General features: G+C 67.0%; 11 protein-coding genes. 4 read left to right on the forward strand and 7 right to left on the reverse strand.

From position 1 onward, the window contains the following. Positions 1-69: 69 nt before the first annotated feature. Both LRX77_RS08710 and LRX77_RS08715 read right to left on the reverse strand, forming a co-directional pair. Entirely contained in the window at positions 70-2,607 is a 2,538-nt protein-coding gene (locus LRX77_RS08710; protein ID WP_231832502.1) for a glycoside hydrolase family 65 protein, read from the reverse strand. Then, entirely contained in the window at positions 2,604-3,341 is a 738-nt protein-coding gene (locus tag LRX77_RS08715) for an HAD family hydrolase (RefSeq protein WP_231832503.1), read from the reverse strand. The genes LRX77_RS08710 and LRX77_RS08715 overlap by 4 nt, the downstream gene beginning before the upstream one ends. Positions 3,342-3,697: 356 nt before the next feature. Here LRX77_RS08715 and LRX77_RS08720 point away from each other — a divergent pair, with 356 nt between their 5' ends. Beyond that, the gene (locus tag LRX77_RS08720; RefSeq protein ID WP_231832504.1) at positions 3,698-6,088 is read left to right on the forward strand and encodes a glycosyltransferase family 2 protein; all 2,391 of its coding nucleotides are present in this window, start codon (positions 3,698-3,700) and stop codon (positions 6,086-6,088) included. 34 nt (positions 6,089-6,122) lie between these two features. On the opposite strand, the gene LRX77_RS08725 is transcribed toward LRX77_RS08720, so the two are convergent. Then, positions 6,123-7,160 (reverse strand): glycoside hydrolase family 26 protein, encoded by a 1,038-nt coding sequence (locus LRX77_RS08725; protein WP_231832505.1) that lies wholly within the window; start codon positions 7,158-7,160, stop codon positions 6,123-6,125. 43 nt (positions 7,161-7,203) lie between these two features. Here LRX77_RS08725 and LRX77_RS08730 point away from each other — a divergent pair, with 43 nt between their 5' ends. Continuing rightward, entirely contained in the window at positions 7,204-8,427 is a 1,224-nt protein-coding gene (locus LRX77_RS08730; RefSeq protein WP_231832506.1) for a glycoside hydrolase family 26 protein, read from the forward strand. Between the two features lie 118 nt (positions 8,428-8,545). On the opposite strand, the gene LRX77_RS08735 is transcribed toward LRX77_RS08730, so the two are convergent. The 3 genes from LRX77_RS08735 to LRX77_RS08745 form a co-directional block, all read right to left on the reverse strand. Beyond that, positions 8,546-9,079, reverse strand: coding sequence for a carboxymuconolactone decarboxylase family protein (locus LRX77_RS08735; protein ID WP_231832507.1), 534 nt, complete (start codon positions 9,077-9,079; stop codon positions 8,546-8,548). Continuing rightward, positions 9,079-9,660 carry a peroxiredoxin gene (locus LRX77_RS08740; protein ID WP_231832508.1) on the reverse strand — a complete coding sequence of 194 codons (582 nt, stop codon included), beginning with the start codon at positions 9,658-9,660 and terminating at the stop codon, positions 9,079-9,081. Before LRX77_RS08740 ends, LRX77_RS08735 begins: the two co-directional genes overlap by 1 nt. A 213-nt stretch (positions 9,661-9,873) precedes the next feature. Continuing rightward, entirely contained in the window at positions 9,874-12,519 is a 2,646-nt protein-coding gene (locus LRX77_RS08745) for a DEAD/DEAH box helicase (protein ID WP_231832509.1), read from the reverse strand. A gap of 46 nt (positions 12,520-12,565) precedes the next feature. Between LRX77_RS08745 and LRX77_RS08750 the strand changes: the two genes are divergently transcribed. Next, a complete protein-coding gene (locus LRX77_RS08750) occupies positions 12,566-13,096 on the forward strand; it encodes an NUDIX hydrolase (RefSeq protein ID WP_331716152.1) in 531 nt (176 codons plus the stop codon). A gap of 21 nt (positions 13,097-13,117) precedes the next feature. On the opposite strand, the gene LRX77_RS08755 is transcribed toward LRX77_RS08750, so the two are convergent. Next, positions 13,118-13,873, reverse strand: coding sequence for a glutamate racemase (locus LRX77_RS08755; RefSeq protein ID WP_231832510.1), 756 nt, complete (start codon positions 13,871-13,873; stop codon positions 13,118-13,120). Positions 13,874-13,951: 78 nt separating this feature from the next. On the opposite strand from LRX77_RS08755, the gene LRX77_RS08760 reads away from it, so the two are divergent. Continuing rightward, entirely contained in the window at positions 13,952-14,893 is a 942-nt protein-coding gene (locus tag LRX77_RS08760) for a Ppx/GppA phosphatase family protein (RefSeq protein ID WP_231832511.1), read from the forward strand. Positions 14,894-14,911: the final 18 nt, after the last annotated feature.

Raw genomic sequence — 14,911 nt, forward strand, 5'->3', positions numbered from 1 at the left:
GCGCGGATCACCGCACCTCCTGCGCGGGGCATATACGACCCGGGGCATACATGTCCCGGACCTCCCGGCTCAGGCGCTCACCGATCCGTGCACGATCGGTATCTCGCTCGTCACCACCGGAATCGACGCGGTGAGCAGCGTGCCGTCCTCGCGTCGGAAGCCTTCGAGCTGGTCGATGTCCGGCTCGCCTTCGATGATCGATCCCTGACCGTCGAGCGCCACTGAGACGGGCTCGCCCGCACGCACCACGAACCGCTGGCCGCGCACCCAGAAGGTCAGCTGCGTGCCCTCCTCGACTTCGGCGAAGAGCGTGTCTCGCGTGACGGTGAAGCGCACCCGGGTGCCCATCTGCGTCAGGGGGAACGAGAGCTCCTGCCAGTCAGCGGGAAGCCGAGGGTCGAAGCGCAGCGTGCCGCCGACGTCGCGCAGACCGCCGAACCCGCTGACGATCGTGGTCCAGATGCCGCCGGCGGATGCGATGTGGGCGCCGTCCTCGGTGTTGCGATGCAGGTTGTCGAGGTCGGTGAACAGCGAGCACATGAAGTGGTCGTAGGCGAGCTCCTGATACCCGACCTCTGCTGCCACGATTGACTGCACACCGGCAGAGAGCGTGGAGTCCCCGGTCGTCAGCGGTTCGTAGTACTCGAAGTCGGCGCGCTTCTCGGCAGCACTGAACAGGTCGCTGCGCAGGTAGAGCGCGAGCACCACATCGGCTTGTTTGACCACCTGGAACCGGTAGATCACCAGCGGGTGGAAGTGCAGCAGCAGCGGTCTCTGCTCTGGCGGCGTGTTCTCGACGTCCCAGATCTCACGATTGAGGAACTGCTCGTCTTGGGGATGGATGCCGAAGTGCTCGTCGAAGGGCAGCTCCATGCGATCGGCGATCAGCTCCCAGCGTCGAATCTCGTCATCGGTGATGTCGAGCCGCTCGCGAGCGCGAAGCGCGTCGTCGGGGCGCAGCTGGGCGATCTGCTGCAGCGCGCTCACCGCGTAGCGCAGATTGAACTGGGCCATGGCATTCGTGAACAGGTTGTTGTTGACGACAGTCGTGTACTCGTCAGGACCGGTGACGCCATGGATGTTGAAGGTGCGCTCCCCGTTCGAGCCGCGCCAGAATCCCAGGGAAGCCCACATGCGAGCGGTCTCGACCACCACGTCGATGGCCTCACGAGCGAGAAACTCGTAGTCTCCTGTCGCCCCGATGTACTTCGCGATGGCGTAGGTGATGTCTGCGTCGATGTGATACTGCGCAGTGCCGGCCGCATAGTAGGCCGACGACTCCTCGCCATTGATGGTGCGCCAGGGGAACAGCGCGCCCTCGACGCCGAGCTGGTCGGCGCGCTGTCGGGCCTGAGGCAGCATCTGCACGCGAAACCGCAGCGCGTTGCGCGCGACATCAGGGCTCGTATACGAGAGAAACGGCAGCACGAACACCTCGGTGTCCCAGAAATAGTGGCCGCTGTAGCCCGATCCGGTGAGCCCTTTGGCCGGCACGCCCCAGCCCTCGGCGCGGGCCGAGGCCTGGATGAGCTGGAACAGGTTCCATCGCACCGCCTGCTGGATCACCGGCTGACCGGGAATGCGCACATCTGAGCGCGCCCAGAAGGCGTCGAGCCAGCGCCGCTGCTGCCGGCGCAGTCCGTCGGCACCGTACTCGTGAGCCCTGGACAGGCTTCGCACGCAGCGGTCGACGAGTTCCTGCACGGGATACCCGTTCGATGTGTGATAGGTCACGAACTTGGTCACCGTGGTCGGCACGCCCTCGCGCGCGTCGACCTCGAACACGTTGCGGGCGAGGTCATCAGTGATCGTGTGCGAGCTGCGATACGCGTTGCGTGTCTCGATGAGATGGTCGGCGGCCACCGCGATCGTCTGCCCGGACTTTGCGACACGGTAGCCCAGCACGCTGCGCTGGTCGTTCTGCATGCGGTATCGCGGCAGGAACACCCGGTGCTCGAACTGCTTCGCCCTGCGCGGCTCGATCCCCTTGCCCAGCGCATGCTGCCGAACGCCGAAGTCGTCTTCGCCATCCTGCCGATTCATGATCTGACACGAGATCGCGATGGGCGCGTCTCCTTCCAGCATCGTCACCGTCAACGTGAGCAGAGCCAGGTGGCGCTGCGTGAACGAGACCAGCCGAGACGAGGTGATCCTCACTCGTTTGCCGGCTGGCGTCCGCCAGACCAGGTCACGGATGAGCTGCCCGGTGCGAAAATCGAGGCGGCGATGGTAGTCGACGATCTCGGCCTTGTCCGGGATGAACGGCTCGTCGTCGACGTAGACGCGGATCGGCCGCGCGTCGGGAGCATTGATCATGCTCTGTCCGACCTTGGCGAATCCGAAGGCCTCTTCAGCGTGCCGGATCTCCCAGGTCTCATGCAGCCCGCTGACATAGGTGCCCTGCTCGCAGCTGGACCGCCCCTCCGAGTAGTTGCCGCGAAAGCCGATGTACCCGTTCGAAACGGCGAAGAGAGTCTCTGTGATGCCGACGTCGTCGATGTCGAAGCGGTCTTCGCGCAGCCCCCACTCGTCGATCCGAAATCGTGTTCGGTCGATGTCGGTCGGGCTCCACTCTCGCCCCAGGGCGAGGCGTCCGGATGTCGTCATGCGTTCTCCTCTCGGGCTGCGCTCGTCAGCTCTGCAAGATCGTTCACGACCAGATCGGCACCGGCCTCGAGGAGCGCGTCCCGGCCGGCACCCCGGTTCACTCCGATCACGGGGTGGAATCCTCCGGCGCGACCGGCTGCGACGCCGGAGAGCGCGTCTTCGACGACTGCGGTGCCGCGTGGATCGACGTCGAGCATGCGTGCTCCCTCCAGGTAGGTGTCCGGCGCGGGCTTGCCCGGCAGCCCTGCAGCAGCGGCATGCACGCCGTCCACGATCACGGGAAAGTTCCCGTCGAGGCCGGCTGCCGAGAGAACGCGGCGGGCGTTGCGCGAGCTGGAGACCACGCCGACCGGCACGCGAGCTGCGCGAAGCTCTTCGAGCAGAGCGACCGACCCGGGGTAGGCCTGCACGCCGTCGGCCGCCAGCACGGCGGTGAACAGGTCGTTCTTCATGTTGCCGAGGCTGCACACGGTGTCGAGCCCCGGTTCGTCTTCGGGGGTTCCGATGGGCAGCGTCAGCTTGCGGGACGCGAGCACGGCGGCGACGCCCTCGTAGCGTGGCCGTCCGTCGACATATCGCAGATAATCGTCGGCCGTGTAGTCGGGGCTCACGCCATAGTGCGCGAACACAGTCTCGAAGAGCCGTCGCCACGCCCGCTCGTGCACCAGGGCAGTCGGCGTCAGCACACCGTCGAGGTCGAAGAGCACGGCCTGCGCCTGTTGAATGATCGTCACCCTTCCAAGAGTACCGACGTCGTGGGCCAGACACGTGCTGAGAATCACTTCACGCAATGGTTACACCGATTTCTTCTGCCGCATACAGTGCAGTCGATAGTCTGCGTGAAAGCCCGTGCTCGTCGGCAGCTCCCCGTACTGACCGCCCCCCCTCTGATCCGTCCACTGTTTTCCACTCGGTCAACCCGCAGTCGTCCGAGTGCTCCCGGGTGGGTCTCTCCACCCGTGACCGGCATCTGCGAACGGCCGTGTGATCGGCTGCGGCTCGCCCGTCAGCAGGTGCCTCGCGGCACAGATGTCCGAACCCTCTGTGCGGCACCCCATCCTCGCTGCCCGACCCTGTTTGGAGGCGTTCCATGTCCCCCACTCGTCTGCTGTTCGCACGTCTGATCGCCATCCTCGTCGCCGGTTTCGGCATGTCATACATCGTCTGGCGCTGGTCTGAGACCATCGCCTGGTCGGCCGCGTGGCTGGCCGTCCCCCTGGTCGTCGCCGAGACCTACTACCTCGCAGAGTCCCTGCTCTACGCGCTGACGATGTGGAACGCCAGGCGTCGCCCGAGGGCGCCTGCCGCTCCGGAGGGACGAACCGTCGACATCTTCATCACGACGTACAACGAACCACTCGACCTCGTGCTGCGCACGGCCATCGCCGCCCAGGCGATCCGCTATCCGCACCAGACCTGGATTCTGGATGACGGCGACCGGTCGGAGTTCCGGCTCGCGGCACGGCGCATCGGCGTGGGCTACATCACCAGGGGTCCCGAGTGGGCGGGCCGCCCTCGCCTCGCCAAAGCGGGAAATATCAACAACGCGCTCTTCCGCACCGACGGGGAGTTCTTCGCCGTGCTCGACGCTGATCAGGTGCCCTCCCCCGATTTCCTGGACGCAGTGCTCGGATACTTCGCCGACGACCGGGTCGCATTCGTGCAGACTCCGCAGGAGTTCTGGAACATCGGGCGCAGGGATCCCTTGGGCAGCCGCGCCGAGCTGTTCTATGGTCCCATTCAGCAGGGCAAGGACGGCTGGGACGCGGCGTTCTTCTGCGGCTCGAACGCGGTGCTGCGCCGTGAGGCGGTCATGGCGCTCGGGCTCAGCCGCATGCCGTCGCGGGCCCGTGTGCGCATCCGTCGTCACCTGCGTCGTTCACGACACCAGCTGACCGCGCTGCGATCGTCGGTGCGCACGAGCGATCCCGCGGCAGCGCACGTGCTCACCGATGTGCTCGCCGCGATCGACGAGGCGGGCAGATCTCTGCGCCGGGCACATCCGCTGGCGGCGGTGGTGCTGAGGTTCCGGGCGCGCGTGCAGGCCGCGCACAGCACCGATCTGTCGCTGCCCTTCGCCGTCGAGGAGGTGCTCGCCGGCGTGCTGCAGCGCATGACGGTCACGCGCAGCGACTCCGCACTCGCGGTCCAGCCGGTGCGCACCACCTCGATCACCGAGGATATGGCGACGGCGATGCATCTGCACGCTCTCGGCTGGTCCAGCGTCTTCCATGACGAGGTGCTGGTGCGCGGCCTCGCCCCGGAGCACATCCGCGACGCGATCGCCCAGCGGCACCGGTGGGCGACCGGCACCATGCAGGTGTTCTTCACCCAGAATCCCCTGTTCGTCCGTGGCCTCTCCACGGGTCAGCGACTGATGTACCTGGCGACCATGACGAGCTATCTGAGCGGGTTCGCGGCGGTTGCCCTGCTGAGCGCCCCGATCGTGTTCCTCACCACGGGCATCGCGCCGATGGAGGCGAGCGCACTCGACTTCGCCGTGCGGTTCGTGCCGCTCTTCGTGCTCTGCCAGCTGCTGTTCCTCGTCTCTGGATGGCGCAGACGAGGGCTCTGGCGCGGGCAGCAGCTCTCGATCGCGCTCTTTCCCACCTGGATCCGAGCGTCAGTCGACGGCCTGCTCTCCGCGGTGGCGGGGCGACCCGTCCAGTTCACCGTCACACCGAAGTCGAGCAGCGGTGCCGATCGCAGCGGTCTCCGTGCGGTGACACCGCAGCTGGTGGTCCTGGGGCTGCTGCTCACGGCAGGCCTGGTCGGAGGAATCCGTCTGATCACCGGGGCGACCGATCTGCAGGCCTCGCTGCTGGCCTTCGGGTGGACGGCACTGGACGTCGTGCTCCTCTCCGTCGTCATCGGTGCGGCACGCTACCGTGGACCTGACCCGACGACTGTGCGCGAGCCCTCATCCGCAGAAGACGCCCTCTTCGCCGACATCGTGGCCAGAACCGCCAGTCGACAGCATGGTGCGGAAGGCCCATCGCACAGCGGATTCGCCGCTGCCGTCGAGCCCTGCTCTCCCGGATCGGCCACGTCGCTCGAAGGGCCTGTGACCGTTCGTTCCGATGCTGTGGTCTTCAGGCCAGACGCCGTCACGCTCGACTCACGCGCCGCGCTGCGACTGCGCAACGAGATCGCCGGTTTCCTCGACGGCGACCGCCTGGTGCTCGTCGACGTCGCAGGAGTCGAGAGGGTCACCCCGGCAGGGCTCGCGGGAATGCTGCAGCTGCTCCATCTCGTGCGCGCTGAGGGTGCCGATCTCCGTCTGTTCGGCATCTCTGCGGCGATGCGGCGAGCGCATGAGGCCTATCGGCTGAATCTGCTCACCCCGATTCACCGGCACGAGCGCGACGCACTGTGCTGGGTGCCTGCACCGGTGCCGCTGGAGAAGACGGCGGCTCGCCGTCTTCTCCAGCACACGGACGGTGCACGCCCTCGGAGCGCGCGGAGGGACCATGGACAGTGAGCGCCATCGCCGCGGACGTCTGCAGAGACACCGTTCAGGTGTGCTCGCCGAGCGCCCGCCGGAACGCCTCGGCGCTCTCTGGTCGGGAGTCCAGGCGCCAGTCGCGCTCCTTGTCCATCTGAAACCAGACGAGACCGGCCAGGCGCTCCTGGTTCGCGGCCAGGCGCATCAGCGAGTCGATCCAGGCGGCCTTGCGGCGCGTCTCGGATGCGTCCTCGGCGCAGCCGGTCTCGGAGATCAGGAGTGGGGCGGTCGTCTGCAGCTCCCGCAGCTCGTCGAGCGACGATCCGAACAGCTCTCCCGGCTCCGTCCAGTGGTGTCCCTCGCCGTCGCCCCAGTTGTATCCGCTCACGCCGATGAGGTCGACGGCGTCCGCGCCGGGGAACGTGTCGGAGATCGGGGTCGTCACTCCCTCGACCGCGACGTTCGGCGCCCAGAACAGCTGCACGTTGCCGGCGTCGTGTTCGTCCAGGATTCGGGCCAGACGAAGCCAGACCTGCACGAATTCGTCGGCCGTGTTTCCGTTGACGCCCACTGCCCACGGGTACCAGTTCGCGTTCATCTCATGGGCGAAGCGCAGGATGATCGGCGTCTCGAGCCCGGCGAGCGTCTGCGCCCAGCGGTGCAGCGCCACGTCGTGATCGCCTGCGGCCAGGCTGCGCAACGCGTATGCCGGCTGGTCAGTGCCGGCTTCGGGCACCCACGGCTCCAGCGAGACGATCGGGGTTGCTCCACGGGCGGCGTCTTCACGAATGCCGTCGACGGGCACGCGCTCGTTCAGGGCGACGAACCGCATGAGGTAGTCGGGGGTGGCTCCCGCCACATCGACCACGTGCTCGTAGGTGCTCGACGGCTGCCCGTCGTCTGGCAGGAAGACTCCCCAGCGGAGCTCATGCGCAGACTCGTCTCCCCCGCCGCCGGGCTGCGATGCCGCCGGCTCGGACGCGGCCGTCCCGCCGCGCGGCAAGGAGTCGCAGCCGACCAGCAGCATGGTGCCTGTCAGAAGGCCGGCCGCGACCGACAGCAGCGCCGACGAACGGTGCCGGCCTTCAGGCTTGTTGGCGCTCCGCATCTCGCCCCTCCTCTCGCCGCATTCGATTGCATTGGAGTCTGACATGAACACGACGCAGAATCGACCCCGGCGACGCGGCCGCGCTCGCGCATCCGTCATCGTGCCGGTGATCCTGATGGCGATGTCCGCCACCGGCATCACTCTCGGAATGCGCCAGGCGATGCCTCCCGAGCCCACCGCGGAGCAGTGCGCCATCAGCGATCGCGACGTGCTCGCAGACGTCGACGGCGGCGTGCTGCTCGGAGTGAATCTCGACTGGGAGGCGAACTCCCTGGCCGAGCATCGTGAGGCCCTCGCCCACGACCCGGCGGTGGTCGTGCAGTTCACCGACATTCCCTACGACGATCAGACCTGGCAGCACACGGCGGATGCCGCCGCCCAGGTGAGAAAGATCGGTGGTGTGCTTCTGCTCACCCTCGAACCGCACGGCGGTCTCACCACGCTGAGCGAGCCGGTCGTGGACCGGCTCGTCACCGATCTGGCCGCGCTCAACGACTCCGGGGTGCCGGTGGTCGTCAGGCTGGCGCACGAGATGAACGGGTCCTGGTACTCCTGGGGGCAGCAGCCCACGGCCTATCGCGAGGTGTTCCGACGAGTCGCCGAATCCGTGCACGAGGGAGCGCCCGGCAGCGCGATGATGTGGGCACCCAACTACGGCGGCGGGTATCCGTTCGTCGGCGGTCAGTACGCGGCGGTGCCCGGCAGTGCTGACCATCATCTGCTCGACACCGACGCAGACGGGGCGATCACGATGCACGATGATCCGTACGCCCCGTACTACCCGGGTGACGACGTCGTGGACTGGGCGGGGGTGTCGTTGTACCACTGGGGCAACCAGCGCCCGTGGGGCGACAACGACCCCTTGGTCGAGACCACGAAGTTCGCCGACATGCTCACCGGCTCATACCATGGCACGGCTGGCGACGACTCCATGCTTCCTGACTTCTACGAGGTCTACGGCGAGCGGCATGGCAAGCCGATCGCCGTTCCGGAGACCGCGGCCATCTACACCCCCTCACGCGCCGGAGAGGATGAGCTCAGCGTCAAGCAGGCTTGGTGGTCGCAGGTGTTCGCCGACGGCCTGCACGAGCGATATCCGAAGATTCGCATGATCAACTGGTTCGAGTGGCGCAAGTTCGAGATCGAGATCAACGACATCGTCGACTGGCGTGCGTCCGGATCCGAACCGGTGCGCCAGGCATTCCTCGCAGACCTGCCCGACTGGCTGCTCTACGCCGACGAGCTCGGCACCTGCCGAGAGCGGTGAGCCCGGGAACGGTGCCAGAGAGACGATGAGAGGAGGGTCGGCTCCGCGTCTGCGGTGCCGACCCTCCTCTCATCCGACCTGATGGTCCAGTCGATCGCGCGCGAATCCGTACTGCTGGTCAGGCCTCGACGGTCTCGGCGAGCGTGATCGCCTGACCGATGCCCGACATCACTGCGGCGATGCGCAGCGTCTCATAGACCTGTTCGCGCGAGATGCCCTCGCGACGCACCGTCGCCTCATGAGCGTCGAGGCACTGCTCGCAGCCGTTGATCGCCGAGACGGCCAGCGACCAGAGCTCGAAGTCTGCCTTGGCGACGCCTCCGGCCGACCCGATGATGTTCATGCGCAGCCCGGCGCGCAGATCGTCGTAGGCGCCGTGCAGAAAGTGGCGGGCACGGTAGAACACGTTGTTCATGCCCATGATCGAGGCCGCACCGAGCGCCGCTTTCAGCGCCGTCTCGTCGAGGTGCTCTTTGGCCTCGCTGACGACCTCGACGATGACCGACTCGACTCGGGTCGCCGCAGCGGTGGCCGCCATCGCGCCCCAGAGCTGCTGCTCGGTCAGCGTCGAGTCACGCAGCAACGTGCCGATGTTGAGCTTGAGGTCTTTTGCGTAGTCGGGCAGCGCATTCTTCAGGTTCTCGATGGCCATCAGTGCACCAGCTCGTGGAATGCGTCGATGGTGGCTGCGCCCTTCTTCCAGTTGCAGGCGCAGAGCTCATCGGACTGCAGCGCGTCGAGCTGACGCAGCACCTCATCGGTGTTGCGACCGACTGAGCCTGCGTCGACCATCACGAACTGAATGGTGTTGTTCGGGTCGATGATGAACGTGGCGCGGTCGGCGACTCCATCGCTGTTGAGCACGCCGGTGGCCGTGACCAGTTCGCGCTTGATGTCGCTGGCCATCACGAAGGGCAGGTCGCGCAGGTCTTCATGCGACCGACGCCAAGCGTAGTGCGTGTACTCGTTGTCGACCGAGGCGCCGATCACCTCGGTGTCGCGATCTGCGAAGTCGTCGTGCAGCTTGCCGAAGGCGGCGATCTCGGTCGGGCAGACGAAGGTGAAGTCCTTCGGCCAGAAGAAGACGACGCGCCACTTTCCGGGGTTGTCCTTCGATGAGACCGTGGTGAAGAAGTCTTCAGGCTTGTTCGCCTCGACCTTGCTCAGGTCGCCGGGCACCACGCCCGTGAGTTCGTAATCAGGGAACTGATCGCCGATCGTCAGTACAGACATTCCGTGTTCCTCCATCTCTGTGGCGCGGCGTCACTCTGTACGACGTCGCACCGGGGCGGCCCGTTCGGGTCGTCGACTTATTTTGCCTGGATCAAATATACAACATCTGTTGGGGAGCGGAGAGACGGATCGACGAACGCTCGACGAACCGCGGTCTCACGGGCTCCGCACGCGGGCCAACACGGTGACGTGCAGCTCAGCCGCTCTCCGAGGTCAGACCTCCTGCATCGCGAGCGTGCGCACCACGGCTTCGCCAGCGTCGTCCGAGGCGTCGAGGTCGATCTCGGCTCTGATCTGCCAGTCGTGGTTGCCGTCCGGGTCTTCCAGCCTCTGCCGCACCGTCCAGACTCGCGCCGTGGAATCGTCGATCTCGAGCAGGCGCGGGCTGCGCGCCTTCGCGTCGAAGCCGATCGTGTCGTACTGCTCGTGGTATCGGTCAAGCGCCTGCTGCCAGCCGGCCGCGTCCAGCCCGCCATGGTCGGCATCCGCAGCAGCCAGATCATCGATGCGCCCGAACGCGGCGAGCTGCACCCGACGGAACATCTCGTTGCGCACCAGGACGACGAACCCGCGACGGTTGTCGGTGAGCCGCGGCGGATTGTCGGGCAGCGCCCCGGGACGCAGCGACTGCTCGGCATCGCGTGCGAGCTGCTCGGTGTCGGGATGCGCAAGCTGCTCCCACTCGTCGATCAGACTGGAGTCCACCTGTCGCACCAGCACGCCGAGCCACTCGATGATCGCCGTGAGCGCGTCGTCTTTGCTGCCGTCGGGCACGGTGTGCGACAGCGCGCGAAACGCGTCGGAGAGATAGCGCAGCACGACGCCTTCGGAGCGCTGCAGATCATAGAAGCCGATGACGTCGCGAAAGTCCATCGCCCGCTCGAACATGTCGCGCACCACCGACTTCGGCCGCAGCTCTTCGTCAGCAGCCCAGGGCACCGACTGCAGGTACTGGTCGAAGGCCGCGCCCAGCAGCTCGTCGAGCGGTTTGGGCCATTCGATCTGCTCGATGATCTCCATGCGCTCGTCGTACTCGACGCCGTCGGCCTTCAGCTCGGCGATCGCAGCACCGCGCGCCTTCTTCTGCTGCGCGATCAGCACGACGCGGGGGTTCTCGAGGGTGGCCTCGATGATCGAGACCACGTCGAGCGCATACGTCTCGCTCTGCGGATCGAGCAGCTCGATCGCCGCAAGGGCGAAGGGCGACAGCGGCTGGTCGAGGGCGACCTGCTCGCCCACGCCGTCGGCGAGGCGAATCACCAGGCGCCCGTCGTCGAAGCGCTTCTGCTCGACGACCCCGGCCGCGCGCAGCGTGCGATAGATCTGCAGTGCGCGTCGCGCGAGAGCGTACTTATTCTCGAGCGACTCGGCACTGTCGAAGATGAGCGATCGCACTCGAGCGAAGACGTCACCGCCGAAGGCGATCGCATTGAGCAGGATGCCATGGGTGATGCGCATCTGCGAGCGCAGCGGCTCGGGCTGCGCGGCGATCAGCTTCTGAAAGCTCGGCTCGCCCCAGCTCACCATGCCGGCAGGCGCCTTCTTGCGCATGACCTTGCGGCGCTTCTTCGGATCATCGGCATACTTCTTCGAGATCTTCGCGTTCTCGATCTCGTGCTCGGGGGCCTGAGCGATGACGTCGCCTTCAGTGTCGAAGCCGGCCCTCCCGGCACGGCCGGCGATCTGATGGAACTCACGAGCCGTGAGATGACGCTGACGCACGCCGTCGAACTTGGTGAGCCCGGTGAACAGCACGGTGTGAATCGGCACGTTGATGCCGACCCCCAGCGTGTCGGTGCCGCAGATGACCGCGAGCAGCCCCTGCTGCGAGAGCTGCTCGACCAGACGCCGGTACCGCGGCAGCATGCCGGCATGATGCACGCCGATGCCGGCTCGCACCAGCCGCGACAGCGTCTTGCCGAACCCCGTCGTGAACCGGAAGTCGCCGAGGGCCTCTTTGATGCGGTCTCGGCGCTCGCGGCTGACCAGGCCCGCATTGACCAGCCCCTGCGCGGTCTCGATCGCCGCCGCCTGCGCGAAGTGCACGACGTAGATCGGTTCGCGACGCGAGTGCATGAGCTCTTCGGCGAGCTCGTGCAGCGGCGTCAGCGAGTACTCGAAGTGCAGCGGCACCGGCCGCTCGGCGTCGTCGACGAGGGCGACCGGGCGATCGGTGCGCCGGGCCAGGTCGGCGCGCAGCCCGCTCACGTCGCCGAGGGTGGCCGACATCAGCAGAAAGCGCGCGTCGGCGAGCAGCAGCAGCGGCACCTGCCAGGCCCATCCGCGTTCGCTGTCGCCGTAGTAGTGGAATTCGTCCATCACGACGGTGTCGAGACCGGCGCGGTCGCCGTCGCGCAGCGCCTGATTGGCCACGATCTCGGCCGTGCAGCAGATCACGTCGGCGTCGCTGTTCACGGCAGAGTCGCCGGTGAGCATGCCCACGCGATCGGCCCCGAAGATCTCGATCATGTCGAAGAACTTCTCGCTCACCAGAGCCTTGATCGGGGCCGTGTAGGCTGCACGACCGCCACGCCACAGGGCGAGAAAGATCGCGCCGATGGCGACCAGCGACTTGCCCGAGCCGGTCGGCGTGGCAAGAATCACGTGCGAGCCCCCGGCGAGCTCCAGCACGGCCTCCTGCTGATGCTCGTAGGGCTCGATACCGCGTTCCTCCACCCAGGCGAAGAACGCCTCGAAGGCGGCGTCGAGGTCGTCGCGATCGCGCTCGGGTATCAGGCGCTCGGCCAAGGAGGGCACCTGCGCCGTCGACCCGCCGGCGGCGCCACCGGGTGTGGGCACAGCGTCATCGCGCTGCACGTCGTCGAGAGCGGCATCGGTTTCAGGATTCTGGTCAGGCATCACGTTCAGTCTAGGGGTGGCCGCCGACGGCCAGTAGACTGACGCCATGAGCGATCAGGATCAGCACGCCAGCGATCGGAATCAGTATCTGCAGCCGGCACCCGACGGCTATGCGGTTCGAGATTCTGGCGACGCCTGGGTCACCGGGCCCGACGGCAGCCGGTACTGGGGTCGCTTCGGAGCTGCCGGGCTGCTCGCCCACGACACCGACCGCGGCATCCTGATGCAGCACCGGGTCGCCTGGAGTCACTTCGGCGGCACGTGGGGCATTCCCGGCGGCGCCCGTCGCGAAGGCGAGACCGCGCTGCAGGCCGCTCTGCGCGAGGCCGGCGAGGAGGCCGGAGTGCCGAGCGACGCGATCGCTCCCATCAGCGAGCACAGCTACGATCTGGGCTTCTGGTCGTACGTCACCGTGCTCGCACGTGTCACCCGCCCGTTCGATGCGGTGCGCTCCGACGCCGAGAGCGTCGAGGTCGCCTGGGTCCCGCTCACGCAGGTCGCGGGTCTCGAACTGCATCCCGGTTTCGCCAAGGCCTGGCCCGAGCTGCAGCGCACGCTCCTCGAACGCCAGATCTGACCTGCCCGGCGAGCAGGCGGCTCACAGGGTGATGCGCTCCGCCCAGGTCAGTTCGGCGGCATCGCGCACCCCGGCAGCGGCGAATGCCGCATCGTCCGAGAATTCGGCGACTGACGCATCCACCGGCACTTTGAGCCGACGCAGGGTCTGCCGAGCGACCGCCTCGGCACTGTCGAGCAGCACGGTTCCGGCCGGCAGAGCCGCCGCGATCACATCGGCGACCAGCGGGTAATGCGTGCACCCCAGCACCACGGCAGGCACCTGCGGCGTGCGTGCGACGGCATCCTGGACAGCCGACTCGATACCAGCGGCGTCGCCCTGCTCGATCGCATCGGCGAGACCGTGGCTGCCGATGACGTCGACGTGCTTCGTGCCGGCGAACACCTGCACAAGATCGGCGAGGTAGTCGCTGTGCGCGGTCGTCTCGGTGGCCCAGACCGCGAAGCGTTCGAATCGCTGGGCGGCCGGCTTCACCGCGGGCACGGTCGCGATGATGGGGATGCGCGGCTCGAACTGGTCGCGCAAGGGCTCGCGTGCCACGATGCTTGCGGTGTTGCAGGCCAGCGCGATGCCCTGGGCTCCGGCGTCTCGGGCCCGGCGGGCCATCGCGAACACGCGTTCGACGACGTCTCCAGGGTCGCGCTCGCCCCATGGCGAACCGACCGGATCGGTCATCAGCAGCACGCGCAGGTCGGGGGCCAGACGATGGATCCACTGTGCAGTGGGCAGCAGCCCTTTGCCGGAATCGATCAGTGCGACGCATTTCTCAGTAGGCACGAGTTGCATTCTACGCCGCGGCGCTCGGGCGGCTGCTTCAATTGCGCGCGTGCACACGTCGCCCACTAGGCTTGACGTATGCGCCTTGGGGTTCTTGATGTCGGATCGAACACCGTACACATGGTCGTGGTGGATGCCCACGCCGGGGCGAACCCATCGCCCTACTCCACGCACAAGTCCGTGCTGCGACTGATGCGCTACCTCACCGACGACGGTTCGATCAGTGACGAGGGCGTCGATCATCTGGTCACCTCGATCGGGCAGGCCGTGGCGAGCGCCCGGGCCGAGAAGGTGCACGACCTCGTGGCCATCGCGACCTCGGCGGTGCGCGAGGCGACCAACGGCCCAGCAGTGCTCGAGCACATCGAGAACGAGACCGGCGTGCATCTGCGGGTGCTCGACGGCGAAGACGAGGCTCGGCTCACGTTTCTGGCGGTGCGCCGCTGGTTCGGCTGGTCGTCGGGCACCATCATGCTCATCGACATCGGCGGCGGATCGCTCGAGATGGCGATCGGCCCGTCCGAGTACCCGATCTCGGCCCGATCGGTGCCCCTGGGCGCAGGTCGCAGCACGATCAGCTATCTGCACGACGACCCGCCGACCAAAGATCAGATTCGCCGACTGCGTCGCCATGCCTTCGAGCTGGTCTCCGACGCGGCAGACGTGTTCGCCGAGATGCCGCGCCCCGACCACGTGGTCGGCAGTTCAAAGACGATTCGCTCGTTGGCGCGCCTGGCCGGCGAGACGCACACGCACGGCAGCATCTCGTCGCAGTGGCTGAAGCGATCAGACCTCAAGAAGTGGCTGCCGAAGCTCGCCGAGCTGCCGGCCGACCAGCGGCAGAACCTGCGCGGCATCACCGCAGACCGCGCGTTCCAGATCGTCGGCGGCGGCATCGTGCTGCATCAGACGATGAAGGCGCTCGACGTCGACGAACTGCAGGTGAGCCCGTGGGCGCTGCGCGAGGGTGTGATTCTGCGCTACTTCGACTCGCTCGAACACGGCAGCGCCGACCTCTGATCTTCCGCCAGAGACGCT

The organism is Pseudoclavibacter sp. 13-3 (assembly GCF_021168475.1).
Lineage (GTDB): Bacteria > Actinomycetota > Actinomycetes > Actinomycetales > Microbacteriaceae > Pseudoclavibacter_A.